At 67.0% G+C, this 23,970-nt stretch carries 24 protein-coding genes; 13 read left to right on the top strand and 11 right to left on the bottom strand.

The window, feature by feature from the left end:
• The first annotated feature begins 13 nt into the window (after window positions 1–13).
• Genes ACFW3F_RS07455 through ACFW3F_RS07440 form a run of 4 tightly spaced genes read left to right on the top strand, consistent with a single transcriptional unit; the run spans window position 14 to window position 3,555 of the window.
• Window positions 14–349, top strand: a complete 336-nt coding sequence (locus tag ACFW3F_RS07455; protein WP_086536341.1) for an EthD family reductase — start codon at window positions 14–16, stop codon at window positions 347–349.
• Window positions 346–1,413 carry an MBL fold metallo-hydrolase gene (locus ACFW3F_RS07450; RefSeq protein WP_388055826.1) on the top strand — a complete coding sequence of 356 codons (1,068 nt, stop codon included), beginning with the start codon at window positions 346–348 and terminating at the stop codon, window positions 1,411–1,413. The genes ACFW3F_RS07455 and ACFW3F_RS07450 overlap by 4 nt, the downstream gene beginning before the upstream one ends.
• 52 nt (window positions 1,414–1,465) lie before the next feature.
• Window positions 1,466–2,503, top strand: coding sequence for an NADP-dependent oxidoreductase (locus tag ACFW3F_RS07445; RefSeq protein WP_388055824.1), 1,038 nt, complete (start codon window positions 1,466–1,468; stop codon window positions 2,501–2,503).
• A 2-nt stretch (window positions 2,504–2,505) separates the two neighbouring features.
• Window positions 2,506–3,555 carry an alcohol dehydrogenase catalytic domain-containing protein gene (locus ACFW3F_RS07440; protein ID WP_388055822.1) on the top strand — a complete coding sequence of 350 codons (1,050 nt, stop codon included), beginning with the start codon at window positions 2,506–2,508 and terminating at the stop codon, window positions 3,553–3,555.
• Window positions 3,556–3,598: 43 nt separating this feature from the next.
• Here the strand turns inward: ACFW3F_RS07440 and ACFW3F_RS07435 are convergent, their stop codons facing one another.
• The gene (locus ACFW3F_RS07435) at window positions 3,599–4,921 is read right to left on the bottom strand and encodes an FAD-dependent oxidoreductase (RefSeq protein ID WP_388055820.1); all 1,323 of its coding nucleotides are present in this window, start codon (window positions 4,919–4,921) and stop codon (window positions 3,599–3,601) included.
• A gap of 116 nt (window positions 4,922–5,037) precedes the next feature.
• Here ACFW3F_RS07435 and ACFW3F_RS07430 point away from each other — a divergent pair, with 116 nt between their 5' ends.
• The 5 genes from ACFW3F_RS07430 to ACFW3F_RS07410 all read left to right on the top strand — a co-directional run bounded on the left by ACFW3F_RS07430 (window position 5,038) and on the right by ACFW3F_RS07410 (window position 9,887).
• Window positions 5,038–6,444, top strand: coding sequence for an MFS transporter (locus ACFW3F_RS07430; RefSeq protein ID WP_388055818.1), 1,407 nt, complete (start codon window positions 5,038–5,040; stop codon window positions 6,442–6,444).
• Between the two features lie 65 nt (window positions 6,445–6,509).
• Complete coding sequence (locus ACFW3F_RS07425; protein WP_388055816.1) at window positions 6,510–7,433, top strand: adenylate/guanylate cyclase domain-containing protein; 924 nt, start codon at window positions 6,510–6,512, stop codon at window positions 7,431–7,433.
• 249 nt (window positions 7,434–7,682) lie between these two features.
• Window positions 7,683–8,003: a hypothetical protein gene (locus tag ACFW3F_RS07420; protein ID WP_388055814.1), complete on the top strand. Its 321-nt coding sequence runs from the start codon at window positions 7,683–7,685 to the stop codon at window positions 8,001–8,003.
• Between the two features lie 48 nt (window positions 8,004–8,051).
• Entirely contained in the window at window positions 8,052–9,173 is a 1,122-nt protein-coding gene (locus ACFW3F_RS07415; RefSeq protein WP_388055812.1) for a hypothetical protein, read from the top strand.
• 183 nt (window positions 9,174–9,356) lie between these two features.
• Window positions 9,357–9,887: an acetyltransferase gene (locus ACFW3F_RS07410; RefSeq protein WP_388055810.1), complete on the top strand. Its 531-nt coding sequence runs from the start codon at window positions 9,357–9,359 to the stop codon at window positions 9,885–9,887.
• 599 nt (window positions 9,888–10,486) lie between these two features.
• Here the strand turns inward: ACFW3F_RS07410 and ACFW3F_RS07405 are convergent.
• The 4 genes from ACFW3F_RS07405 to ACFW3F_RS07390 are packed head-to-tail and all read right to left on the bottom strand — an operon-like array spanning window position 10,487 to window position 13,558.
• Window positions 10,487–11,575: a sulfate/molybdate ABC transporter ATP-binding protein gene (locus ACFW3F_RS07405; protein ID WP_388055808.1), complete on the bottom strand. Its 1,089-nt coding sequence runs from the start codon at window positions 11,573–11,575 to the stop codon at window positions 10,487–10,489.
• Window positions 11,572–12,396, bottom strand: a complete 825-nt coding sequence (locus ACFW3F_RS07400; protein ID WP_388055806.1) for an ABC transporter permease — start codon at window positions 12,394–12,396, stop codon at window positions 11,572–11,574. The genes ACFW3F_RS07405 and ACFW3F_RS07400 overlap by 4 nt, the downstream gene beginning before the upstream one ends.
• Window positions 12,393–13,160: a molybdate ABC transporter substrate-binding protein gene (gene modA / locus ACFW3F_RS07395; protein ID WP_388055804.1), complete on the bottom strand. Its 768-nt coding sequence runs from the start codon at window positions 13,158–13,160 to the stop codon at window positions 12,393–12,395. The genes ACFW3F_RS07400 and modA overlap by 4 nt, the downstream gene beginning before the upstream one ends.
• A complete protein-coding gene (locus tag ACFW3F_RS07390) occupies window positions 13,157–13,558 on the bottom strand; it encodes a molybdopterin-binding protein (protein ID WP_388055802.1) in 402 nt (133 codons plus the stop codon). The genes modA and ACFW3F_RS07390 overlap by 4 nt, the downstream gene beginning before the upstream one ends.
• Before the next feature lie 280 nt (window positions 13,559–13,838).
• Here ACFW3F_RS07390 and ACFW3F_RS07385 point away from each other — a divergent pair, with 280 nt between their 5' ends.
• Complete coding sequence (locus ACFW3F_RS07385) at window positions 13,839–14,870, top strand: ATP-binding cassette domain-containing protein (protein ID WP_388055800.1); 1,032 nt, start codon at window positions 13,839–13,841, stop codon at window positions 14,868–14,870.
• Window positions 14,870–15,715: an ABC transporter permease gene (locus ACFW3F_RS07380; protein ID WP_388055798.1), complete on the top strand. Its 846-nt coding sequence runs from the start codon at window positions 14,870–14,872 to the stop codon at window positions 15,713–15,715. Before ACFW3F_RS07385 ends, ACFW3F_RS07380 begins: the two co-directional genes overlap by 1 nt.
• A 34-nt stretch (window positions 15,716–15,749) precedes the next feature.
• On the opposite strand, the gene ACFW3F_RS07375 is transcribed toward ACFW3F_RS07380, so the two are convergent.
• A complete protein-coding gene (locus ACFW3F_RS07375; RefSeq protein ID WP_388055997.1) occupies window positions 15,750–16,913 on the bottom strand; it encodes an ROK family protein in 1,164 nt (387 codons plus the stop codon).
• A 676-nt stretch (window positions 16,914–17,589) separates the two neighbouring features.
• On the opposite strand from ACFW3F_RS07375, the gene ACFW3F_RS07370 reads away from it, so the two are divergent.
• The gene (locus ACFW3F_RS07370) at window positions 17,590–18,666 is read left to right on the top strand and encodes a sigma-70 family RNA polymerase sigma factor (RefSeq protein WP_388055796.1); all 1,077 of its coding nucleotides are present in this window, start codon (window positions 17,590–17,592) and stop codon (window positions 18,664–18,666) included.
• A 27-nt stretch (window positions 18,667–18,693) separates the two neighbouring features.
• Here ACFW3F_RS07370 and ACFW3F_RS07365 read toward each other — a convergent pair whose 3' ends face one another.
• Window positions 18,694–19,110 (bottom strand): VOC family protein, encoded by a 417-nt coding sequence (locus tag ACFW3F_RS07365; protein ID WP_388055794.1) that lies wholly within the window; start codon window positions 19,108–19,110, stop codon window positions 18,694–18,696.
• A gap of 83 nt (window positions 19,111–19,193) precedes the next feature.
• Between ACFW3F_RS07365 and ACFW3F_RS07360 the strand changes: the two genes are divergently transcribed.
• A complete protein-coding gene (locus ACFW3F_RS07360; RefSeq protein WP_388055792.1) occupies window positions 19,194–19,904 on the top strand; it encodes a histidine phosphatase family protein in 711 nt (236 codons plus the stop codon).
• A gap of 211 nt (window positions 19,905–20,115) precedes the next feature.
• On the opposite strand, the gene ACFW3F_RS07355 is transcribed toward ACFW3F_RS07360, so the two are convergent.
• The 4 genes from ACFW3F_RS07355 to ACFW3F_RS07340 form a co-directional block, all read right to left on the bottom strand.
• A complete protein-coding gene (locus tag ACFW3F_RS07355; RefSeq protein WP_388055790.1) occupies window positions 20,116–20,862 on the bottom strand; it encodes an SDR family NAD(P)-dependent oxidoreductase in 747 nt (248 codons plus the stop codon).
• A 57-nt stretch (window positions 20,863–20,919) separates the two neighbouring features.
• A complete protein-coding gene (locus ACFW3F_RS07350; protein WP_388055788.1) occupies window positions 20,920–21,936 on the bottom strand; it encodes a phosphotransferase family protein in 1,017 nt (338 codons plus the stop codon).
• Window positions 21,933–23,165, bottom strand: a complete 1,233-nt coding sequence (locus ACFW3F_RS07345) for an acyl-CoA dehydrogenase family protein (RefSeq protein WP_388055786.1) — start codon at window positions 23,163–23,165, stop codon at window positions 21,933–21,935. Before ACFW3F_RS07345 ends, ACFW3F_RS07350 begins: the two co-directional genes overlap by 4 nt.
• A 131-nt stretch (window positions 23,166–23,296) precedes the next feature.
• Complete coding sequence (locus ACFW3F_RS07340) at window positions 23,297–23,944, bottom strand: TetR/AcrR family transcriptional regulator (protein WP_388055784.1); 648 nt, start codon at window positions 23,942–23,944, stop codon at window positions 23,297–23,299.
• Window positions 23,945–23,970: the final 26 nt, after the last annotated feature.

Raw genomic sequence — 23,970 nt, 5'->3', positions numbered from 1 at the left:
AAGAGGAGCACCCATGTTCAACCTGATGGTCCTGGCCTCGCGTCCCAGCGACTGGACCCACGACCAGTTCATCGAGTGGTGGCGCGGCGAGCATGCCGACGTCACCTATCCGCTGCCGGGTCTGCTCCGGTGGCAGCACACCGAGATCGTCGAGGGCATCGACGAGAAATCCTCGGGCTGGGACGGTCTGTCGGTGCTCAGCTTCTCGTCGCGAGAAGCACTCGACGCCGCGCTCGCGAGTCCGGAATGGAAGGCAGCGGTCGCCCACGTCGGCACCATGCGCGGGCGCCGGATGATCTGGTACGGCGACGAGATGACCATGGTGCCGCTGACCGAACCGACGCCGTGACCGTCGGGAGTTCCCCGACGACGTGGCTCGAGCCGGGCTGTCACCCCGTCGTCGACGGTGTCCACCGAATTCCGCTGACCCTTCCGCAGGACGGCCTGCGGGCAGTCAATGTCTATGTGCTCGAGACCGATTCGGGAATCGCTCTCATCGACGGCGGGTGGCACCGGCCGGACACCCACCGAGAACTCAACGAGGCCCTGGCGACCATCGGGCACACCCCGGCCGACATCCACGACGTCTTCGTGACCCACATCCACCGTGACCACTACACGTTCGCGGTCGAGCTTCGGCGGCGATACGGATGTCGAGTCCACCTGGGTGCGGCCGAAGCCCCCGGCCTGGCCGAGATCGCCCGCGTCGACAGCAACGTCCCGGAATCGTCACTGCGAGAGGTGCGGCGTGCCGGGGCGCGCGAGTTGGCCGACACGGTTTACGCGCTGACGATCGCCGAGCCCTTCTCGATCGACGACTGGGAGCACCCCGACGGTTGGCTCGAGCCCGGTCTCCTCCCCCTTCCCGGACGACGTATCGAAGCGGTCCACACCCCGGGTCACACCAAGGGCCACATCGTCTTCCACGATCACGATCACCGGTTGTCCTTCACCGGTGATCACATCCTGCCGACGATCACGCCGTCGATCGGGTTCGAGCTGGGCGAGTGGGAGATGCCCCTCGCGAAGTTCCTCCGGTCCCTCGAACTGCTCGTCGACGATCGTGGCCACACCATCGCGCCCGCCCATGGCGCCGTCGGCGGCCAGATCGGCGCACGCGCAGAAGCCCTCCTCGCTCATCATGAGCACCGGTTCTCCCAGATCGTCGATCTGCTCACCGGCCGAGAACGACCACTGTCGGGACATGCGGTGGCACAGGGGTTGCCGTGGACCCGCCACAATCGCTCCCTCCACGCCCTCGACACGTTCAATCAGCTGATCGCCGTGTGCGAGACGATGGCGCACCTCGATGTGCTGGTGGGTCGCGCCGATGTACGCGTCGATGCACGCGACGGGGTGGAGTACTTCAGCGTCGCCGGCTCACACCGCAGCGGGAGCCCGACCCCACACTGACCGGACTCGACGTCCGGACGCCACAGCTCACCGTAGGAGAACGCAGGAGATCATGGCCAACCGACAGTTGTGTCTGGCACGCCGGCCGGAGGGCGCGCTGCGCGCCGACGACTTCGACATCATCGAGACACCGGTGCGCACGCTCGCCGATGGCGAGGTCCTGGTCCGCAACACCTGGCTGTCCATCGACCCATCGCTACGCATCCGGCTGGAAGCCCGGACTCCGGACGGGTATCTCCCGCCGTTGGCCATCGGCGAGCCGCTGGCGGGTCTCGCCCTCGGCGAGGTCGTCGAGTCCCGGTCCCCCGATTTCACAGTGGGCGAGCTGGTCTCGCACACACAGGGGTATCGCGACCTCGCGATCCTCGGCGGCGACGCCGCCACCCTCGGCGGCTACGGCGCCCCCACCCGGATCGAGCCGAACGGCTTCCCCGACCGCTGGTTCTTGGGCCCCCTCGGCAGTTCCGGCCTCACCGCATACGTCGGGGTGACCGTGATCCTCGACGTGGACGCCGAGGACACGGTCTGGGTGTCCGCGGCCGCGGGGGCGGTGGGCAGCCTGGTCGCGCAGCTGGCCCGTCAGCGCGGTGCCACCGTCATCGGCTCGGCGGGCAGCCCGCCGAAGGTCGAGCATCTGCTCTCCCACCTCGGTCTCGACGCGGCGTTCGACCATCGCGCGCAGCCCCTGGCCGAGTCACTCGCCGAGTCTGCGCCGGCGGGCATCACCGCCTACTTCGACAGCGTCGGTGGTGGCCATCTGACCGCCGCGCTCGACGCGATGCGGACCGGCGGCCGGATCGCCGTGTGCGGCGCCATCTCCGGTTACGACGCCGGGGCCCCGGTTCCCGGCCCCCACAACCTGTTCCAACTGGTGGCCAAGAGCATTCGCATGGAGGGATACCGGGCCGGTTCGTTCAACCACCTCACCCCGGCGATGCAGGAGGAACTCGGCGATCATCTGTCCGCCGGACGGATACGGTTCGACGAGAGGGTCTTCGACGGCCTCACCTCCGCGCCGGAAGCCATGATCGCGATGCTGCACGGCGATCACCTCGGCAAGACCCTCGTGACGCTCGACGAGAGGAACTGATCATGCGCGCCGTTCAGCTCGTCGAGTGGGGAGAGCCGCCGGAAATCCGGGACATCGACGACCCCGAACCCACCGGCGCCGAATTGGTCCTGCGCGTCGACGCGGCGGGACTGTGCCTGTCGGACATCCACGTGATGGACACCGGCGCCGGCATTTTCGACTACCCGCTCCCACTGACCCTCGGCCACGAGGCCGCCGGCACGGTCGTCGGGGTCGGGCCGTCGGCGGACGCGTCCTGGCTCGGCAGGCGCGTGGTGGTGCACGGCATCTGGGCGTGCCGGCGATGCCGCAATTGTGTTCGCGGACGCGAGAACTACTGTCTGCGTCTGGCGCGGATCCCGGGCGAACCCCTGCCGCGTATCGGGAACGGCCTGGGTCACCATGGTGGACTCGCCGAGAAGCTGCTCGTGCCGTCGGATGAGGTCCTCGTCCCGACCGGCGACCTCGACCCGGGGCTCGCCGCTCCCCTCGCCGACGCCGGGTTGACGGCCTTCCACGCCATCCGGATGAACCTGGACGTTGTGGACGAGTCGACCGTCGCGGTCGTGGTCGGCGTCGGTGGACTCGGCCACATGGCCGTGCAGATCCTTGCGGCACTGGGCGTCTCCACGGTGATAGCCGTCGATCAGCGTCCGGACGCACGCGACCTCGCGACGACGCTGGGTTGCATCTCCGTACACCCGTCGGTCGACGAGGCCCATTCGGTTGCACGCGGTCTCGGCGGCGCCGACATCGTCATCGACTTCGCCGGTGCACCGTCGACGGTGGAGACCTCGCTGGGACTTCTCGGTCCCGGCGGGCGCCTGGTGGTGGTCGGGACCGCAGGTGGCCGTGTGCTCGTCGGCAAAGACCTCGGGCTCGCCCAGGGATGGCAGGTGGGTGCACCGTTCTGGGGCACGAGGTCGGACCTGACGGCGGTCGTCGAGCTCGCCGCCGCCGGCCGGTTGTCCGCAGAGACGGTCGAATTCACGCTCGAGGACGTGCCGAGGGCCTACGAACTGCTGCGGCGCGGCGAGGTCGCCGGCCGGGCCGTGGTCCGTCCGAACGGATGACCACTCGGGGAGTATGCGGTTCGCGACTCCCCGTCCGTGACGGCTAGGCCGAAGCAGCGGTGTCGGCCGCGGCGAGACCGTAGACCAGCGCCGTCGCCAATCCGCCACCGTAGGCGCGGTACCAGAGACCCCCGGTGTCCGACCCGGCGGCCAGCAGTCCGGGAATCGGGTCGCCGGATTCGGATGTCACGCGGGCCTTCTCGTCGGTCCGGAGGCCGACGAACGGGAAGGTGACGGCGGGAACGGTCTCGATGACGTAGTAGGGCGGCTCGTCCAGCGGCATCGGGTCCAGGGCACGCGGGACCGACGGAGAGCCGTCGCGCACCCTCGCGTTGTACGACTCGATCTCGGCGGCGATGACCGCGCCGTCATAGCCCCATTCCTCCGGGAGGCACTGCAGTTCGTCGAGGGATTCCGCGACCCCGACGCGGCCACCTCGTTTGCTCGCCAGCGCGAACTTGTCGGGAGCGATCGCACCTTCGACATACGCCGTCGTCATCCAGTCGCGGTGGACTCGCGCGTCGCCGACCAGCAGACCGCGCGCCTCCGGTTGCGCGAGCAACTCCATCGTCGTCAGGTGGTCGGCGAGCGACTCGTCGGTGAAGCGCTTGTTCTCGAGATTGAACAGCAGTGCGTGTTCGCTGTAGTAGAGGGCGAGTTGGACGTAATCCGCATCGGTGAAGGAGATCTCGCTGGGGATGAGGTGGCCGTAGAAGCCCGCCCCGGCAGGGCCGAGAGCGGCACCGGCCGCGGTCGCGAGACGATGCCCGCCACCCCGGCTGTGCGGGTTCGAGCGGAGGGCGATCCCCCGTGCCGACGGATGGAGATGGCGCGCGCGGTGTTCGGGGTCGGCCTGGAACCCACCGGTGGCGATGAGCGTGTGCCTCGCCCGGATCTCGCGGGTCGACTCACCCGCGGGCCGGACGACGGCACCGACGACCGCGCCCGCCGACATCGACAACTCCTCGGTGTCCGTGCCCAGCAGGATCTCGCCACCGTGATCCGCCACCGTCTTCCGGCACAGGTCGACATACTGGTTGGTGTCGAACCGATGGCCGCGGCCGTAACTCAGAATCCGCTGCGCCGGACCAACATCGGCACCGAACTCACGTAGCCAGTGGACGGCGGGACCGAAGCCGTCGACCAATCGCCGGCGCAACACCGGGTCACCATCCGGGTTCTGCTCGGCCATCACCTCGTGGTCGGGCATCGTCCACACGTAACCCGCGTATCGGGCGGACCCGCCCACATCGTCGGCGACGTCGACCAGGCACACCGACAGGCCCTGGGTCGCAGCCCTGGCCGCCGCGGTGCAACCGGCCATGCCCGCGCCGATCACGAGAAGGTCGACGCCGTTGTCTGTCATGTCTTCTCCTCGCTCGGAAACCGTTCGCGGCTTCTGCCCATGTCCGCCCCTTGACTCGGCGCGTACCCAGAACCTTAACTGAGTTCACTTCACTATGTTGTCGAAAGGGGTGGATCGTGTCCGACGGCAAGGTCGCGCCGGGACTCCCCCTCGACGGGGTCCGTCACTCTCACCGTCCGACATTCCTCGTTCTCGCGGTGGCCGTTTCGTCGATGGCGATGCTGCAGTCGGTGGTGATTCCGGTGCTACCCGCACTTCAGCAGGAGTTGGGCACCGACTCGGTCGGCATCACGTGGGTCCTCACCTCGTTCCTGCTGTCGGCATCGGTGTGCACCCCGATCATCGGACGGTGCGGGGACCTGTTCGGCCGCAAGAGAGTGTTCGTCTGGTGCCTCGTGGTCCTCGCGCTCAGCACTGTGATGGCGGCATTCGCCACCACATTCGCGGTCATGATCGTCTCGCGCGTGCTGCAGGGAGTCGCCGGTGGTCTGTTGCCCGCCGCGTTCGGCATCGTGCGCGACGTCTTCCCTCCGGCGCGGGTGGCAGGTGCGATCGGGTCGATAGCCGCACTGATCGCGGTCGGTTTCGGGATGGGGATCGTCGTCGCGGGGCCCATCGAGTCGACGTTCGGTGTCAGGTGGCTGTTCGGCCTGCCGTTTGTGGTGATCACGCTGGCGGCGGTCTGTGCGGCGATGGTGGTCGCACCGGACGCCACACGCTCGTCGGGCGCGCGGGTGAACTGGCCCGCCGCGGTCGTTCTCGCAGGCTGGCTCCTCACGCTGCTGATCGCCATCAGCCGGGCGCCCACGATCGGGTGGGCGTCGTGGCCGTTCGCCGGGCTGATCGCCGTGGCGATTCTGCTGTTCGGACTGTGGCTCGCCGTCGAACTCCGAAGTACGGTGCCCCTCATCGATGTCCGGATCATGCGGGAGCCGACCGTGTGGGCGGGCAACCTGTCGTCCTTCCTCCTCGGGGTCGGGATGTTCGCCGCGTTCACCGCGTTACCGCAGTTCCTCCAGTCCCCGGAGACGGACGGGTTCGGTTTCGGCGCGTCGAGCACGGTCGCCGGCCTGATGATCATGCCCATCTCGGCCGGGATGTTCGTGCTGGGACTGTTCGCCGGTCGTCTGACCCGACGATTCGGCGCCCGGCTCCTCCTGATCGTCGGCTCCCTCGTCGCATCTGTCGGCTACCTGGCCCTCGCGGCCGCACACTCCACGGCCGGCCTGATCTATGTCTGGTGCATGATCGTCGGTGTCGGCCTGGGACTGGCCTTCTCCGCGGTCTCCAACCTGGTGATCGCCGCTGTCCCGCCGGACCAGACGGGTGCCGTCACTGGGATGAACGTCAACATCCGAACAGTCGGCGGCGCGGTGGGTGCCGCGCTCATGGCCAGCCTGGTCACCGTCGGCGGTGACGCCCCCGGCGCACCGTCGGACGTCGGATACACGCTCGGGTTCGTCATGATCGGCGTCGCAGTCGCCCTGTCCGCAGCGGCTGCGGCGGTCGCCCCTTCTCGGTGAGGAGCGGGTCGGGCGGCCCGTGTGCCGCTATGCTGAGCCGACGCCGGAGATGGGACTCGGATCGAATGAACGACGCCTCGGAAGCGCGGGACCGCCCCCGCTACACTCGCGACGAACTGGTCGCCGAACTCGGACTGTCCGCTGACTTCGCCGAGAAGGCCTGGAATGCATTCGGTTTCGTGCGTCAACCGTCCTCGGACAAGGTTTTCACCGATCGGGATCTCGCCGCCCTGCGCATGTTCGCATCCTCCTCGTCGGCGATGCCGGAGACCAGCCAGATCGCGATGGCCCGGGCCATCGGACAGACGATGTCCCGGCTCGCGGAGTGGGAAGCCGACCTGCTGCGTGACATCGTCGACGACCCCGCGGTGCCGTGGGACTTCGACCAGATGAGTCTCGCGCTCGGCCAGATCCAGCAACTCATCTGGCGTCGGCACATGGCGCAGGCGATCGAGCGTCACACCGATCACTCCGACGACGAGGAGATCGACCTGATCGTCGGCTTCGCCGACATCGTCGGCTATACAAGCCTTTCCCGGCGCATCGATCTGAATGACCTGGAGTCCTTGCTCGGCTCATTCGAGGACGACACCTTCGACGTGGTCGTGGATCATGGTGGCCGCGTCATCAAGACCCTCGGCGACGCGGTCATGTTCACCTTCGACGACGCCCCCGCCGCGGCGAGTGCAGCACTCGAGATCCATCAGCTGTCCACGGACGACAGTCTTCCCCCGTTGCGGGTCGGCATGGCGCGCGGTTCCGTCCTCGCCCGACTCGGAGACGTCTTCGGCGAGCCGGTGAACATCGCCTCGCGTCTCGCCGGATCCGCCCGTCCCGGAACCACACTCATCGACGACGCAATCGCCGACCAGCTCGGCGGCGACGACCGCTTCTACCTCAAATCGATACCGACTCTGCGCGTCCGGGGGTACAAACACCTCAAGGCCCGCGTGCTCGCAGCCCACCGCGACGGGCCCCTGAGCGACTGACCCACTGGCGAACCTCATTTCGACCCCTGGACTTCGATCGAAGTCCATCGGTCGAGTTGAGGTTCGCCGGTCGGAGCGACTCATGGCTGTGGACGGTGGCGAGCTGTTTGCGCCCTGCCCGGCTATCGTCATCGTCGAACATTTATGGTGGTTCACGAAGTCAAAGGGGGAATTTTGTCGGACTTGATCGTCGATCCAGCGGCTGTCGGGGCGTCAGCGACGGAGATCTCGAGATGCGCATCCCGTCTGATGGCGTTGGAGCTCACCTCCCATGCCGGACTGAACGGTACGACAGCGACCTTCAGCCAGCTCGCCGGCCAGTTCCGCGGGGCTTCGAGCGACATGTCCGCGGTGGCGGCGGGTGCCGACGAAAGGATCGCATCCGCGCTGGCCAATGTGTCCGGCACGGTGTCCTCGTTCTCCGAACTGGTGCTCGGCGCCAAAGACACCACCGTCGAGACCGATCAGGCGAGTGCAAGCACCATCAAGGACGCCACGGCGTATCCCGCACGGCAAGGACAGCAGACCGACCACGTGGTCCCGCTCAGCGTTCTGCTGTCGGTCCAATAGGTCGTGCCGCCCAGCTATGACGACGTCATGTCCTGGAACCCCGAGGTCATGACGTCGATCGCGAATGGGATCACTCGACTGCAGGCACACCTGGAGGTCGAGGCACCAAAGGCCGGAGAACCCGTTCTCAACCTGACGCGTGCTCAGTGGACCGGGATGGCTCGAGGTCCTGCCGATGATCGCGCCGAGGGCCTCACCCGGTGGATTCGCGGTGTGGCCGACGAGTTCGGTGATCTGGCTTCCGTACTCACGAACGGGCAGATCGGCATTCGCGATGCGATGAGGGCACTCGAGACCCGAACCAGCCTTGCGGACTCCGAGGGTTACATCCTCGATCGTGGAAGCCGCGAGTACACAATCAACTTCGACGAGTCTCGCGCACCAAAAGATGCAGAGTACGACGCGGGGAAAGCATTCGAGCACCATTCCGCGCTCATCAGCCTCGGAGCCGCGGCCGACAACGCCGTCACCGCCACCCGCGACGGGATCAACTCAGCACTCGGCGAACTCGGCGGAATGACACCCGCCGCCAACGCCGTCAACCGCGGGCTCGTCGACTCGAGTCTCGCAGCGAGTGACGCCGCCGCCGTGCGCGCCGGCACGGCGACTCCTGAACAGCGTGGGCGATTCCTACGCGCGATGAATCTGACCCCGGAGCAGCTGGAAAAGTTGAAAGCCGGGCAACCCTCGGACCTGGAGCCATCACGCCTCCAGTACCTCCTCAACGCCTTGGGACTTGCGGGCATGGACCCCAGGAGCGCGGCCGTCACTGGAGCATTTTCTGCGCTCCAAAGGCGTGGCAATGACATTGAACGTGCTTACAACCGTCCCCGCCGTGCCGTGGGTCAGGCCGGGATGGGTGCCGACGATATTGCTCGATTGAACTCCGTCGGCAAGAATTTGGCCCGCGGTTCCTTCTGGGCCGGGACTGCGGTCACCGCGTATGACGAATGGAGCAAGTTCGATCGGGGTGAGCAAGACGGCGGCGACGCGATAGCGGGCGGCGCAGGCGCCTTGGGGGGTGGCGCGTTAGGCGGACTCGCCGCAGGAGCGGCCATCGGGTCCTTTGCCGGGCCCGTCGGTACGGCCATCGGGGCGGGAATCGGTGCCGCGATCGGAAGCAGCGTCGGTGCGAACATCGGCAAGTCGGTGAAAGGTTGGTTTGATTGATGAACACGAGAAGGAACAGGCACGTAGGCGCCCATCACGCAGAGTCGTTTCCGAAAGGCCGTTCCTACTACCTATCCGATGCAACCCATCAGCTCAAGAACATGCTCGTCTGCCTCCCCTCAGGCCTGGCATTCGCCCTCGGGCTCCTAGCCGGAGGAGCTCTCGCGTGACACGAGCAAGCGCGTGATCGCTGCAATCGAATACGCGATCGTAAATCTCGGCAGCACGGCGACGCTTTACGCTTCGACGCCTGCGCTGGACTTCTCGCCGGCACCGGCCTGGTATGACATGGACACCGAGACCGCTCACGACGCGAGCGCAAGTCGAGTACTCCTACGATCGGAGAGTCCGGTTCCAGAGTTCGTCTCGAACGTGGTGGTCCAATATTTCGACCTGGGCCCCATTGAGGTACTTCGATTGGACACACTCGATACCACGCTGGACATCGCAGCACTGCAGAACGCTACAGTGCTGAACCACAGTGCCCACCGAGACGGCTATCTCTGTGTAGACGACGGAAACTACACAGCCGAAGGGCGCGAGTTGCGCCTTCGCCGATCGCAGTTGGCCTACCGCGGATCGGATGGGAACTCGATGCTGTCCCTGTTCACGGGTACCGTCCCGATCGCCGATTGGGACCGGGTAATCAGCGAGATCACCGAGATGGAGGACAGTTGGCTGCGGACGACGACAACAACAAGTGGCGGGAACTGAGGACCTACTTCAGTGGGAGGTTTTCGATGTTCGTCACCTACCCGATCCTCTGTTTCATACTTGGATTGGTCCTGGCCTACTTCACCAGCACGTCCTGACCACGGCGCCGAGAGCTACCGGTGAACCTCACGCCGACTCTTCGACTTCGATCGCAGTCCGGCGGTCGAGCCCTGTGTCGGAGTTCGTGTTCGGCGCGACGATGACGCGGCGCGCATCGTCAAGTCGCAGGGAGCAGGGAGCAGGGAGCAGTATGGAATCGAATCACGACGTCAGAAGCCAACGTCCCTCGCCCGGAACCCTGATGGACGGACAGTCCGATCGATGAGTCGTCAGTATGTCGGACGGCATAGGCACGCCGAAGGTCACGAGCCGGCGGAAGCGTTCTCAGCACGCTTCTCACGGTCGGTGTCGGACACGACTAGCTACCTCATCAACACTGCGATCTGCCTTCCGTCTGGCATCGCATTCTTCGCCGGCCTGTTCTGCGGCCACACGATAGCCGGTTGAAAGGACGAGCCCTGACCCAAGCCCAACCCCCAGAACTCAACTCGACCGAAAGACTTCGATCGAAGTCCATCGGTCGAGTTGAGGTCTGGCGGTCAGAGCGAGCCCGGGCCCACGGCGCTGATCCGCACCTCGCTCGCCTTCACCACCAGGTGGACACCGAGACCGGCGACGAGCCCCAGGTCCGCGACCGCCGCCCAGGTGACCTCGGCCGCGACAACCTGCTCGCCCACCTCGGCGGTCACCACCGCGTGGTCGCCGCGAGGTGCCACATCTCGGACCGTGGCGACCAATGTCGTACGCGGACTGCCGTGCGGCGCTTCGAGATAGACGGCGACGGCCCGCGGCGAGAACGTGGCGGCCGCGCCTTCACCCTCCTGGGGTCCGTCGTCGCCGACGCTACCGACGACGCGATTGCCGGAAGGGTCGACGACGGCGTCACCCGCGGCCAGGCGCCCGACGAACAGGTTGAGTCCGGACAACGACGCCGCGAATCGGCTGGTGGGGCGTGTCAGAACATCGCGCGCGGAACCGGATTCGACGACGCGACCGGCCTCGAGGACCATGATGTCGTCGGCCAGACCCACAGCGTCGACCGGGTCATGAGTGACCATGATCGTCGTTCGGTCACGATCGGCGAGAAGGTTTCGCAACAGCGCACGCAACCGGCTCGCGACGTCGACGTCCAGTGCGCGAAACGGCTCGTCCAGCAGGAGTATTCGCGGCTGGGCAGCCAGGGCGCGAGCGATCGCGACCCGCTGCGCCTGCCCACCGGAGAGCTGATGCGGCTTACGGTCGGCCAGGTCGGCGACCTCGGTTGCCGCCAGCCAGCGTTCCACGCGAGCCCGGATCTCCGACCGCGCGAGTCGCTGCGCCGCAGGCGCGAACGCGACGTTGTCGGCTACCGTCAGGTGCGGGAAGAGCCGGGCGTCCTGCGACAGCAGCGCGATCCCCCGCCGGTTCGGCGGCACGAAGGTCACCTCATCGCAGAACACCTTGTCGCCGAGCGCTATCCGACACCCGCCGGACTCGCGGAGCAAACCGGCGAGAACGCGCAGCATCGTCGACTTGCCCGCACCGTTGGGCCCGACGACCGCAGTGGTCGCACCCGCGGCGAACCGGTGCTCGACGCGCAACTCAGGCACCGCGAGGTCGATGGACACCTTCAGGTCCCCGCCGGTCACAATCCACCGGCCCCGGTACGCGACTGCCGACTGTGAACACCCACGACGACGATCAGCGACACGACAACCAGGATGAGCGACAACGGAATAGCAGCCTGCGGGTCGTCGATGGCCTGCACGTAGATCGCCAGCGGTGCGGTCTGGGTCACCCCGGGCGCGTTCCCGGCGAAGGTGATCGTCGCACCGAACTCGCCCAATGCCCGCGCGAAGGCGAGTACCAGTCCCGCGATCAGTGACGGTCGCACAAGCGGAAGGGTGATCCGCCACAACGTCCGGGTCGGACCGGCACCCAGGGTCGCGGCGACCTCCTCGTATCGCGTACCGACCACGCGCACCGCACCTTCGACACTGATCACGAGAAACGGCAGCGCCACGAAACTCTGTGCGAGGACGACAGCCGTTGTCGTGAAGGCGATGTCGAGGCCGGCGGCATGCAGATGTTCGCCGACGATCCCGAGCCGCCCGAAGGTGTATAGCAGCGCGAGACCGCCGACGACGGGCGGCAACACCAGGGGTAGCAGCACAAACGCGCGGAGCACCCGGATGAGCGGGCCGTCGTACCGCGCGAAGACCAGTGCCATCGGTACGCCGACGATCAGGCAGATGGCGGTGCTGACGGCCGCGGTGATCAGTGACAGTCGCAGCGCATCCAGCGACGACGACGATGTGATCTGTTCGACGAAGGTGCCCCATGGCGAGCGGAGTACCAGCGCCAGCGGAGGTAGGACGATCAGCCCGACTCCGATCACGGCCAGGCCGTACGTCCAACCGGGCAACCCCGCGGGGTCCCGTCGGGAGCGAATGTACGAACCGCTTGTCAAGGCGCTCCGAACCCGGCCTCGCGCAGGATCTTCTGACCACCCGCGCCGAGGACCTCCTCGACGAATTGCGCAGCGAGTTCCGCATCGTCGGCTCCGGTGAGGCCGGCGATCGGATAGGAGTTCACCACGGCCTCGAAAGCGGGATCGGTCACGGACTGCACCTTGTCACCGGCGCCGCGCGCGTCGGTCACGTACACCACGCCCGCGTCCGCCTGGCCGGTCGTCACCTTGGTCAGCACCGCGCTGACGGACTGCTCCTCCGACACGGCGTCGACGGTGATCCCGGTGTTGCGCTCGACTGTCTCCGTCGCTGCGCCGCATGGCTGGGCAGATTGACACACGACGGTCGTCACATCCGGCTTGTTCAGGTCGGCGAAGGACTTGATGTCTCGTGGGTTGCCCGGGGCGGTGACGATCACGAGGGTATTGGTCGCGAAGATCTTCGGGCTGACGGCGAGATCGCCGAGCTTGCCCATGTTCTTCTCGTCGGCGCTCGCGAAGACGTCGGCCGGTGCGCCCTGCTGGATCTGATTGGCCAGGGTCGACGAACCGTCGAAGGACAACCGGACGGTGACGCCGTCATGCTGTTTCTCGAACTCGTCGGCGATGTCGGTGAACGTCTTCTTCAGCGATGCCGCCGCGGAGACGTCGAGGGTCGTCGTCGAGGTTGCGGCGTCACCGGAGCCCGTGTCGGTCCCCTCGGAGGACGAGCACCCGGCCACGAGCAGCAATCCGGCGACGACCGCTACGGCACACCTGTTCATCTGTTCTCCTTGTTGGTCTCGACGATCACGGTCGTCGCCTTGACGACGGCCGTGGCGACGACGCCGGGCCGTAGGTCGAGTTCGCGAACCGCGTCGGCGCTCATCAGCGATGTCACCTCGAAGGGTCCGCACTGCAGGGTCACCTGGGCCATCACCGCATCCGTGCGGACGTCGGTGACGAGACCGGTGAACCGATTGCGCGCCGAACGGCCGACAGACGCCCCGTCGTCGGGTGCCACGGCGCGTTCGCGAGCCAGTGCCGCCAGTTGCACGCCGTCGACCGTGGCGACGGGTCCGTCGTCGGAGGGTTTGAGGACGCCTGCGGCGATCCACCGTCGAATGGTGTCGTCGCTGACCCCGAGAAGAATGGCTGCGTCTCGGATCCGAATAGAGGTCACCGAGTCATGGTATCCGCATCTGCGGCAATACATCGCCGCATGATCCGTATGTGCGGATTCTGGGACTATTGACCTCAACCGAGCTTGAGGTCCTAGGCTCGAATCCGATCCGGCCGTCGGATTCCTGGCCCCGTTACCGATGAATTCGGTGCGGGCGGACGGTCTGACCTCTCGTACACGATCGCCCACCCCGAAGGTGCCCTGAATTGTTCCCCGACGTTACCCGGACGCCACGAAATTCAGTCGCGGCTGTCACACCCCCTAGATACCGTGGAGAATCATGAGCTCAGTCACAGTTCCCACCACCGCACCGGGAGAAGTCGCGACGGCCGACGTCGCCATCGAGGCCATCGATCTCGTGAAGCGCTTCGGCGACTTCACCGCTGTCGACGGCGTCAGTTTCACCGTGCCGCGGGGCTCCGTGCTCGGCCTGCTCGGCCCCAACGGTGCGGGCAAGACCACCACCGTCCGCATGATGACCACCCTGTCGCCCCCCACGAGCGGAACCGCGCGTATCGCCGGCTTCGACGTACGGGAGCAACCCGGGATGGTCCGCCAGAACATGGGCCTCACCGGCCAGGCCGCCACGGTCGACGAGATCCTGACCGGCCGCGAGAACCTGCGGATGATCGGTGGCCTGTACGGCATCGGACGCAAAACCCTCGCGCGCCGATCCGACGAGCTCCTCGAACAGTTCTCCCTCGCCGAAGCCGGTGACAAGCAGGTCAAATCGTATTCCGGTGGCATGCGCCGCCGACTCGACCTGGCGGTCAGCCTCCTGGCCACCCCGCCGGTCCTGTTCCTGGACGAGCCGACCACCGGACTCGACCCGCGTAGCCGTTCCGAACTCTGGGACGTCCTACGCGAGCTCGTCGCCGACGGAACCACGTTGCTGCTCACCACGCAGTATCTGGAGGAGGCCGATCAGCTCGCCGACGACATCGTCGTCATCGACAAGGGCGCCATCATCGCGCACGGCACGTCACTGCAGCTCAAGGAGCAGGCCGGTTCGGCCAGCCTGGTACTGACCGTCTCCCACGCCGACGACCTTCCCGCCGCGGAGGCCCTGCTGCGCAAGAACGGAGCCGAGGTGTTCGTCGACGTGGCGGCCCGTCGGCTCACGACCGCCGCCGCCGGCCTGGGCGACCTGCCGCGCGTCGCCGCGTGGTTCGACGAGAGCGGGATCGACGTCGACGACTTCGGACTCTCCCGCCCGAGCCTCGACGACGTGTTTCTCTCCCTCACCGGTCACCGCGCCGAGGAGACCAGCAACGCCGACGACACCGACACCACCACCGAGGAGCGTTCCTGATGACCACCACGGCACACACCCACGCGGTGGTCGCGGACAAGCCGCGGACCCACCCGACCACCATCTGGCAACAGGCCTGGATCATGGTCAAGCGCAACATGATCCACACCAAGCGGATGCCGGAGATGCTCTCCGACGTGACCATCCAGCCGATCATGTTCGTGCTGTTGTTCGCCTACGTGTTCGGCGCGTCGATCCAAACCGACTCCGCGTCGTACAAGGAATTCCTGCTCCCGGGCATCATGGGCCAGACGATCGTGTTCACCGCGTTCATCGTGTCCACCGGTATCACCGCCGACCTCGAGAAGGGCATCATCGACCGCTTCCGGTCGCTGCCCATCCAGCGGTCGTCGGTGCTGATCGGACGCAGCATCGCCAGCCTGCTCCACAGTTCCATCGGCATCGTCGTCATGGCCGTGACCGGCCTGGCCATCGGCTGGCGAATCCGCGGCTCGTTCGGTGAGGCGGTCCTCGCCTTCGCCCTGTTGCTGCTCTTCGGCTTCGCGATGATCTGGTTCGGCATCCTCATCGGATCGTGGCTGCGGACGGTCGAGGCCGTCAACGGCTTCATGTTCTCGGTGCTGTTCCCGATCACGTTCCTGTCCAACGCGTTCGTCCCGACCGAACCGATGCCCACCTGGCTACGGACGATCGCCGAATGGAATCCGATGTCGTCGCTGGTGCAGGCGTTGCGTGTGCTGTGGGGCAACGGTCCGGCATTCGGTTCCGATGCAGCACTGCCCCTGCAGTATCCGGTCCTCGCCACGGTGATCTGGACGGTCGCGTTGACGCTGATCTTCGCCCCGTTCGCACTGCGCGCCTACAACAAGCGAACCTCGGACTGACCACCACCCACCGAGGCTCGTCGACGCGGCCCGCTCAGGCAGTCAACGTGATTGCCTGCAGCGGGTCGCTGTATATCGCGTCGAGAGAGACCGCGCCGGCTGCCTGCTGCTGTACGGTCGCTCCCGAATGAGAGACGCGCACATCGCGTTTGGCGACGATCGAGGTCTCACGCACGGCCTTCGCCACCGTGGGCAGACCGGCCGCGTAGTCGGTGAAGGCCTGACCGCCGAGGATGATGTGGTCGGGGTTGAAGATGTCGGCGATGAGCCCGACCGTGCGTCCGAGCACCTCCGCCCGCTCTTCGAGCAGGCGACGCGCCGTCACGTCCCCATTGCGGGCGAGGGCATGGACATCTTCGACATCCGTCGCCGAGAGACCAAGCGCCCGAGCCGCTTCCACGACGCCGGTGTCGCTCACCGCAGGCTCCAGGCGGCCCGTGCGGTTCGGGTCGAGCAAGGTGGTCGAACCCGTCGGGAAGTGACCGATCACCGGCGGGCCTGCGGTCGGGGTGTGCACTGTCCCACCCACACTGAATGCGATGCCGAGCATCTCGCGAGCGTAGAAGTACAGGAAGCTCGACTGCTGGTCATCGGGGTTCAGTACCAGTTCGGCGGCGGCCATCGCCTCGACGTGGGAAGCGACCGACACCGGTAGTCCGACGGCCTCGGCGATCGTCCGGCCGACCGGCGCGCTCTCCCAACCGAGTCGGGGATGATCGACGACTCCGCCGTCGGCCACGCGCCCACCGAGTGCGACGCCCACCCACAGCACCCGCCGGCCCGTCCATCGCTCGGCGAAGCGCCGTGCGCTGACGCCGATCGCGGTGAGCGCCTCTTCTGGTGTGTCGGCGTGCGGAGTCGGGATCTGGATGGCACCCACAACGCGGTGCAGCAGGTCGTGGGTGGTGATCGCGGTGACCTTGTAACCGATGTGGATGCCCAGGGTGAGGAACTCGGAGATGTTGACCTCGAACGGCAGTCGCGGACGTCCGATCGCGCCCGACGGCGCCAGGTCGGCGCGCTCGCGGATCAATCCCGCTTTCAGCAGCGCGCTGACCTGGCGGTTGACCGTGGAGATGCTGAGCCCGGTGCGCTCGGCCGCGTCGTCACGGAACAGTGGGCCCGACAGTCGGGCGGCCCGGAGGACGAGAGCCGCGGGTTTGGTCGACAACTCCAGGCGCGGCGTTGCGACGTGCACCCGCTGGTCCCCCTTCACTGGTCCGCGTCGGTCGGCATTCGGACCCGGGGTCCGAGTCGGCGGTACGGAAGACAACGGTACGGGCTGGCGTGTGCCCTGCGGAGCACGACGCACCGCACGGGTGAGCGGTTGGCGCCGAACGGGGGAGGCCGGGGCGTTGCGCAGGGTACGAGTAGAGATCTCGGGAAGTGTCGCGGTCATGATGGTCCTCGTCGAAAGACCCCGCGGATCGCGGGGCGTAAGCCGGAAGCTGGTGCTCTGAGCAGAGACTCGGGAAAGCGACGCCCCGGGGAGGAGATGACTCGGCGGGGGTCGGTCAGCGCATTCGACGACAACAACAGAGAACGCGTGCAAGCGGCAGACGACAGCCCAGCGCGGTGGTCACATAGGTGACCTCCGTGAGCCTGTGGTCGGCACTTGTCATGCGGATCAAGCTAGCAACGCGTCCCCGCACCGGCAAGCCATTGCGCCCCGTCACGATGGCGTCGGCGACCGGCCGCACACGCGTCCACCGGCGAGAATAGGCTCGCGGCCACCCTCGGACAGGGGTTGCACTCACCCTGATTCGAACTCCGACGGCGACCGGCGCCCCGACCTGCGGGCCAGGCGCAAGCGGACCGGGGTCGGCTTGCCCACTCGAGTCGAGGCTGTCGGTGGACCCCGGTAGATTGTGAGCATGACCACAACCAGTCCCGCGGCCCAGTCCAGCGCCGCAGCCGACGCCGATTTCCTCGAGGTCAGCGAACCTTTTCGCCGCGAGATCATCGCGCACTGCTACCGGATGACGGGGTCCCATCACGACGCCGAGGATCTCGCCCAGGAGACCTTCCTCCGGGCGTGGCGTGGCTACGCCAAGTTCGACCATCGGGCGTCCGTGCGCACCTGGCTGCACAAGATCGCGACCAACACGTGCCTCACGGCGCTGCAGAGTTCGCAACGGCGGCCCCTTCCCTCTGGCCTCGGCGGAGACGCATTCGACCCTGCCGACGACCTGCTGCAGAACCACGAGGTGCCCTGGCTCGAACCGTATTCCGGTACCGCCGACGAGATCGCACCCGGCGACGACGCGGACCCGGCATTCGTGGTCGGCGCGCGCGAATCGGTGCGGTTGGCGTTCATCGCAGCACTGCAGCATCTACCCGAACGGCAGCGCGCGGTCCTCATCCTGCGCGACGTGCTGCAGTGGCGCGCCGCCGAGGTCGCCGACACCATCGGCGTCACCACCGCCACCGTGAACAGTCTTCTGCAGCGAGCCCGCGAACAACTCAAGACCGCACGGCCCCAAGAGGACTCGGTCGGCGACGCAGCGACGGCGACACTCGACGACAAGGCGAAACGCGAACTGCTGGCCCGGTACGTGTCTGCCTTCGAACGCTACGACGTCGACGCCATGGTCGAGTTGTTCACCGACAAAGCGATCTGGGAGATGCCGCCGTTCACCGGTTGGTACCAGGGCGCGGAGAACATCGGAACCCTCATCCGTCGCAATTGCCCGGCCGAGAAGTCCGGCGATCAGATCCTGCTGCCCACCACGGCAAACGGACAACCTGCGTACGGGCTGTACATGCGCGAACCCGACGGCGTCCACCGACCGTTCCAGCTACAGGTACTCGAGATCGATCCCACGGTCGCCAAGGTCAGCTACGTCGTCGCCTTCTTCAGCGACGACTTGGAGGCCGAGTTCGCGCGCTTCGGACTCCCGGCAACCCCATACGACGCGCCAGGGCGTTCGGCGCCGAACCCCTGGCACTGATCGTCGCGGTTCCCGCGAATCCCGGGATCAGTCGTCGACGGTCTGCGGGATCTGCGACGGGTCCATCCAGACGATCTCCCATGCGTGACCGTCGGGATCACAGAAGCTGCGGCAGTACATGAAACCCAGGTCCTCCGCGGCGCGGAGCTCGCTGCCCCCGCACCCGAGCGCCGCATCGGCGAGTCGGTCGGCGTGTGCTCGGCTGTCAGCGGAGATCGCGAGCAGCGATTCGCGTCCGCGCGCCGGGTCGGCGACGGTACCGGCCGCATATCCCGCGAAGCGTCGCCGCTGCATGAGCACGACCATCGCGGAGTCGTTGATCATCATGCACGCGCTTCCGGCGTCGCAGAAGATCTCATCGAAGTGAAACCCGAGCGAGCCGAAGAAGCGACGAGACCGCGCGACGTCCACAACGGGCAGGTTGACGAACAGCATCGACGTCACAAGCGCACTCCAGTCATGTGGGGGTCAGAGATACTGACCGGCCCGGCGCCTCGAACTCATCGAAGCCGACATAGGGTGCAGGAATGGGTGTGATCTATCTGGTTCGGCATGGTCAGGCGAACGCATTGGCCTACGGCATCGCCGATGCCTCCGACGACCTGAGCAATGGGCCCGGCGGTCTCACCACAGCAGGAGCGACGCAAGCCGCGCTGTCCGGCGGATTCCTCGCCGGGCAGGTCGACACCTTCACCGCAGCAGTCAGCGGCGACCTCCCGCGGCAGCAACAGACGTTGAACGGAGTACTCGGGGCGTTCGGGCCCGAACAGCCCCGTGCCCACGTCGACCCGGGTTGGAACGAGTACTCGCTGCCGGCACTCGTCGGCGAGGCCACGCCGGAGATGTACCGCGACGGCCGCAGCTATCAGGAGCAACTCGACAAGGGCCTCGCGGCGTGGATCGCGGCCGGCGAGCACGACGCAGCACCCGGCCTCGACGGTGGACCCGCCGAGAGTTATCCCCAGTTCAAGGCCCGCGTCTTCGACGCGGCCGCCCGTGCCACCGACCTCGCCGGGTCGGGTCAGACGGTGATCGTCGTGTCCTCGGCCGGCACCATCACCCAGTGGATCGCCCAGTTGTGGGGCATTCCCGACGAGACGTGGCCGGCGATGGCCCGCACGATGGTCAACGCTTCCATCAGCAAACTCATCGTCGGCCGAAGCGGCGTCTCGGTGGTCTCGTTCAACGAACACGGTCACCTGTCGGACCGCGAAGGTGGAATCGCCACCTTCCGCTGACCCTTCGTGGCTCGCTTCGCTCGCACCTCAGGGAGCAGGGGTGACGCGCCGCGCTCGCACCTCAGGAAACAGAGGGAGCGCACCCCGCTCGCACCTCAGGGAACAGAGGGAGCGCACCTCGCTAGCGACCGACCCCCCTGCTCCCTGAGGTGCGAGGAGCGCAAGCGACGAGCCTCGAAGGGCCCGGCGAGACAGGTACGAGCGCTGAGCCCTACGCCCGGTGCAGGTTCTCCCCCGGTCGGGTGATGACGACGTTGGGTAGCACTGCAAACCGCGACAGCTGTGTGACCGAGTGCGCGATCACCGCGATGTCGTCCGCCGTGATCATCTCCTCGGCGGGGATGCGGTCCTTGAGCCAGTCGGTCATGTCGGTGTTGACGTAACCCGGTGCGATCGTCGTGGCGCTGACACCCGCTTGCGACTCCTCGAGATTGAAGGTTTCGCACAGCGAGATGAGCGCCGCCTTGGTCGCACCATAGGCGGACAGCTCCGGCTCCGGGTAGACACCCGTGATCGACGCCACGGCAATGACTTTCGCAGTCCCGTGCGCCTCCGCGGTTGCGCGGAGCGCGGGCAGCGCCGATTGCAGCAAAATGTAGGGCGCTCGGACGTTGACCTCGTAAAGGCGGTCGAACCGCTTGACCGGTAGGTCGGCGATCATGCCCTTCGACCCCATCCCGGCATTGATGATCAACGCGTCGAACCGCCCGAATGCCTCCGCGTGAGCGGTGCCGAGCGCGCTGATGGACTCCGCGTCGGTCATGTCCGCGGGCACGACCTCCACCCGCCCGGCGCCCCGCTCGAGAAGCTCGGCCGCCTTTTTCTCCAGCGCCTCTCGTCCGCGGGCACTGATGGTGAGGTCCCAGCCGTCGGCGGCGAACCGGTCGGCGATGGCCGCGCCGATCCCCCGCGACGCCCCGGTCACCAGCACGGAACGGCTGCTGCTCGACTCACTCATGCGATTACCCCTTTCGCCGTGCGCGCACGGCAGTGTTCTGACGACGTCACGACTCGATCAGCTGATGTGGCGCAAGCCGTCGGCGATGAACGTCGCCGTCGCCTCGCTCGCCCTCTCTGCGCCGTCTCCCGAAGACGCACCCGAGAGTGCGCGATAGGTGATCCCCTCGGCGATCACACCGAGCTTCAGGTTGGCCAACCCGAGGTAGAAGTCCCAGTCGCCCAGATCAGAACCCGTTGCGGTGGAGTACTTCTGGGCGATCTCGTCGACGGACGCGTAGCGGTCGCTGGTCCAGGCCGCGGAGAACCCGAGGACCTGGTCGAAAGCACCGGTTCGGTAGACGCACATCAACGCGACGTCGGTGAGCGGGTCGCCGAGCGTGGACATCTCCCAGTCGACGACCGCGGCGATCCGCGCCGGATCGTCGGCGTCGATGATCGTGTTGTCCACCCGGAAGTCGCCGTGTACGACCGACTCCCGCGCCTGTTCCGGGACCCGCTCGGCCAGGGCCTCGACAAGACGTTCGACGTCGGGAAGCTCACGAGTCTTCACGTGGCCCCACTGGCGGGCCCACAACTTCACCTGACGTGCGGCGAAACCCGCCGGACGCCCGAACTCGCCGAGACCGACCTCGCGATGGTCCACCGCGTGCAGGTCGGCCAGCGTCTGCACCAGGGCGTCGAGATTACGGGCGACCTCGTCGTCGGAGTATGCGTCGAGGTCTGCCGCGGTCCGGACGACACGACCGCCGACAAACTCCACGACCGTGCACGGCGCGCCAATCGTCGAGCCATCGGAATCGAAAGCGACGGTGCGCGCGACCGGGACGGACGTCGACTGCAGTGCGCTGGTGACCGCCCACTCGCGACCCATGTCGTGGGCTGACGGGGTGAGCCCACCCGTCGGTGGCCGGCGCGCCACCCAGGTGGTGACACCGTCGGTGACCGTGTAGGTCAGGTTGGACTTACCACCGCTGATGAGGTCGATGGAGAGGTCACCGGCGGGTTCGACGCCATTGTCGATCAGCAACTGGCGCAACCGGTCCCGGTCGAGCGCGGCATCCACGGCGGTCATCGGGCACCCGCTGACGCCTTGGCCTCGAGCGCTTGCTGGGCCTTCTTCGCGCGGCCGACCGCGCGACGGGCGATCGCCCACCTGTGAACCTCGGAAGGGCCGTCGTAGATGCGGAACGGACGCAGTTCCTGCGACAGCCGGGCCAGGGGCAGATCGGCGGACACGCCGAGTCCGCCGCACATCTGGATGCTGCGATCGGCGATCCGCGAATAGGCTTCGGCGGCAAAGGTCTTGGCGATGGACGTCTCGTCGGAGGCATGGTTCCCCAGATCGAGCTCGTGACATGCCTTGAGCAGCAGCGCACGGGTGGCGGCCAGGTCGATCTCGTTGTCGGCGACGAGCTGTTGGATCATGCCCAGATCTCCGAGGCGTCCGCCGAATCCCTCACGGCGCGAGACGTAGTCGACGGCGACGTCCTGGCAGCGCTTCGCCGAACCGAGCCAGCGCATCACGTGGGTCATGCGGGCAGGCCCGAGCCGGACCTGCGCATAGCGATACCCCTCGTTCACCTCACCGAGGATGTCCTCGTCGGGAACGAAGAGATCGGTGAAGGCCACCTCGCAGTGACCACCGATCATCGCCTTGTCGATGGTGTTGATGTGACGGCCGACGGTCAGCCCGGGAGCGTCGGCGGGCGCGAGGAACATCGTGGCCCCGCCGCGGTCGCCGGGCGCGCCCGTGGTGCGCGCCATGATGATGAAGAAGCCCGCACCTTCGGCACCGGTGATGAAGTGCTTGTCGCCGTTGATCTTCCAGCCGCCGTCCACCCGGACGGCCTCCGTACGCAGAGCATTGGGATCCGAGCCGGCACCGGGCGCGGGTTCGGTCATCGCGAAGGCTGAACGGACGTCGCCGGTGGCCAGCGGCGCGAGGTACTTCTGCCGCTGTTCCTCACTCGCGATGTGCGCGAGCATGTGCACATTGCCCTCGTCCGGCGCACCGATGTGCAGTGCGATCGGCCCGAACGTCGAGTATCCGGCCGCCTCGAACACGGGTGCTCGATCGCACATGTTGAGTCCGAGTCCGCCGAACTCGACCGGCGCGTGCGGTCCGAAGACCCCGGCCTCCTTGGCTTTCGCGTTCATCTCGCGGCGGATGTCGTCACCACCGGCTGCCGTGATGTCGCCGACCGCCTCGTCCTCGATGGGCAGGACGTAGTCGCGGACGAAGCTCTCGGTCTTCGCGACCACGTCGAGCACGTCATCGTCGTGACGGAGGTCTATGGGCATGGTGACTCCTTAACGCATGGGCAGGGTGAGGACTCCCCGATCGCCGACCGATCGCTCGCTCGGCGTTCCATACCTTGCCAGGCGACACCCGCCGGGTCAAGCCACACCGACGACGGCGTCGGCCGGTGCCGTCAGCCCGCGCCGTACCCGACCAGCGCGCGGGCCAGCTGGAGATTGCGCGCAATCAGTTCATCCGGACCCAGAAGCCCGTCGAGCTTGAACCACGTGGACACCCCGACGCACATGGTGGCCACGGCACGCGCCGCGTCTTTCGGATACTCCGTGGTGAATTCGCCCGCCTCCACGCCGGCGAAGACGATCTCGTCGACCATCCGCTGCTGCCGGTCCCGATGGCCGATGTAGGTGGGCCGGTAGGTGTCGTCCAGACTGCGGATCTCGGTGGAACCGACGAACGCCTGTTCGCGCCGATACATGTGGAACCGCAGGAGCGACTCGACGACCGCATCGAATTGCCGGATCGGTTCGGGCCCGGCCTCGAGGATCGCGGCCTCCGAGCGCGCCAGCAGATCGGTCATCGTCCGTTCGAGCAGACCCTGCAGCAACGACTGCTTCGACGGGTAGTGGTGGTACAGACCCGGCACCGACAGATTGGCGCGTGCGGCGATCTCTCGAACCGAGGTGCCGTGGTAACCCTGCTCGGCGAACGCGGCCAGCGCCGCCGCCAGCGGAACCGGGAGTTCGGGCTCGCCGTAGTCGCGCCAGCCGCCCAGCGGTTGCGTTGCCGGACGGAGGTCTGCTTCGCCGGTTCCGCCACTCATGGCATCAAACATATCCCCACACGCAG

Origin of the sequence: Gordonia sp. NPDC058843 (genome assembly GCF_042743165.1) — a bacterium.
Taxonomy (GTDB): domain Bacteria; phylum Actinomycetota; class Actinomycetes; order Mycobacteriales; family Mycobacteriaceae; genus Gordonia.
This window is presented reverse-complemented; position numbering and strand designations above follow the sequence as displayed.

What these genes read in the sequence shown, in the direction of transcription:
- ACFW3F_RS07455 (WP_086536341.1), top strand. Translation starts at nt 14, where the DNA reads ATGTTCAACCTGATGGTCCTGGCCTCGCGTCCCAGCGACTGGACCCAC.
- ACFW3F_RS07445 (WP_388055824.1), top strand. Translation starts at nt 1,466, where the DNA reads ATGGCCAACCGACAGTTGTGTCTGGCACGCCGGCCGGAGGGCGCGCTG.
- ACFW3F_RS07440 (WP_388055822.1), top strand. Translation starts at nt 2,506, where the DNA reads ATGCGCGCCGTTCAGCTCGTCGAGTGGGGAGAGCCGCCGGAAATCCGG.
- ACFW3F_RS07435 (WP_388055820.1), bottom strand. Translation starts at nt 4,921, where the DNA reads ATGACAGACAACGGCGTCGACCTTCTCGTGATCGGCGCGGGCATGGCC.
- ACFW3F_RS07425 (WP_388055816.1), top strand. Translation starts at nt 6,510, where the DNA reads ATGAACGACGCCTCGGAAGCGCGGGACCGCCCCCGCTACACTCGCGAC.
- ACFW3F_RS07420 (WP_388055814.1), top strand. Translation starts at nt 7,683, where the DNA reads ATGGCGTTGGAGCTCACCTCCCATGCCGGACTGAACGGTACGACAGCG.
- ACFW3F_RS07415 (WP_388055812.1), top strand. Translation starts at nt 8,052, where the DNA reads ATGACGTCGATCGCGAATGGGATCACTCGACTGCAGGCACACCTGGAG.
- modA (WP_388055804.1), bottom strand. Translation starts at nt 13,160, where the DNA reads ATGAACAGGTGTGCCGTAGCGGTCGTCGCCGGATTGCTGCTCGTGGCC.
- ACFW3F_RS07385 (WP_388055800.1), top strand. Translation starts at nt 13,839, where the DNA reads ATGAGCTCAGTCACAGTTCCCACCACCGCACCGGGAGAAGTCGCGACG.
- ACFW3F_RS07380 (WP_388055798.1), top strand. Translation starts at nt 14,870, where the DNA reads ATGACCACCACGGCACACACCCACGCGGTGGTCGCGGACAAGCCGCGG.
- ACFW3F_RS07370 (WP_388055796.1), top strand. Translation starts at nt 17,590, where the DNA reads ATGACCACAACCAGTCCCGCGGCCCAGTCCAGCGCCGCAGCCGACGCC.
- ACFW3F_RS07360 (WP_388055792.1), top strand. Translation starts at nt 19,194, where the DNA reads ATGGGTGTGATCTATCTGGTTCGGCATGGTCAGGCGAACGCATTGGCC.
- ACFW3F_RS07355 (WP_388055790.1), bottom strand. Translation starts at nt 20,862, where the DNA reads ATGAGTGAGTCGAGCAGCAGCCGTTCCGTGCTGGTGACCGGGGCGTCG.
- ACFW3F_RS07350 (WP_388055788.1), bottom strand. Translation starts at nt 21,936, where the DNA reads ATGACCGCCGTGGATGCCGCGCTCGACCGGGACCGGTTGCGCCAGTTG.
- ACFW3F_RS07345 (WP_388055786.1), bottom strand. Translation starts at nt 23,165, where the DNA reads ATGCCCATAGACCTCCGTCACGACGATGACGTGCTCGACGTGGTCGCG.
- ACFW3F_RS07340 (WP_388055784.1), bottom strand. Translation starts at nt 23,944, where the DNA reads ATGAGTGGCGGAACCGGCGAAGCAGACCTCCGTCCGGCAACGCAACCG.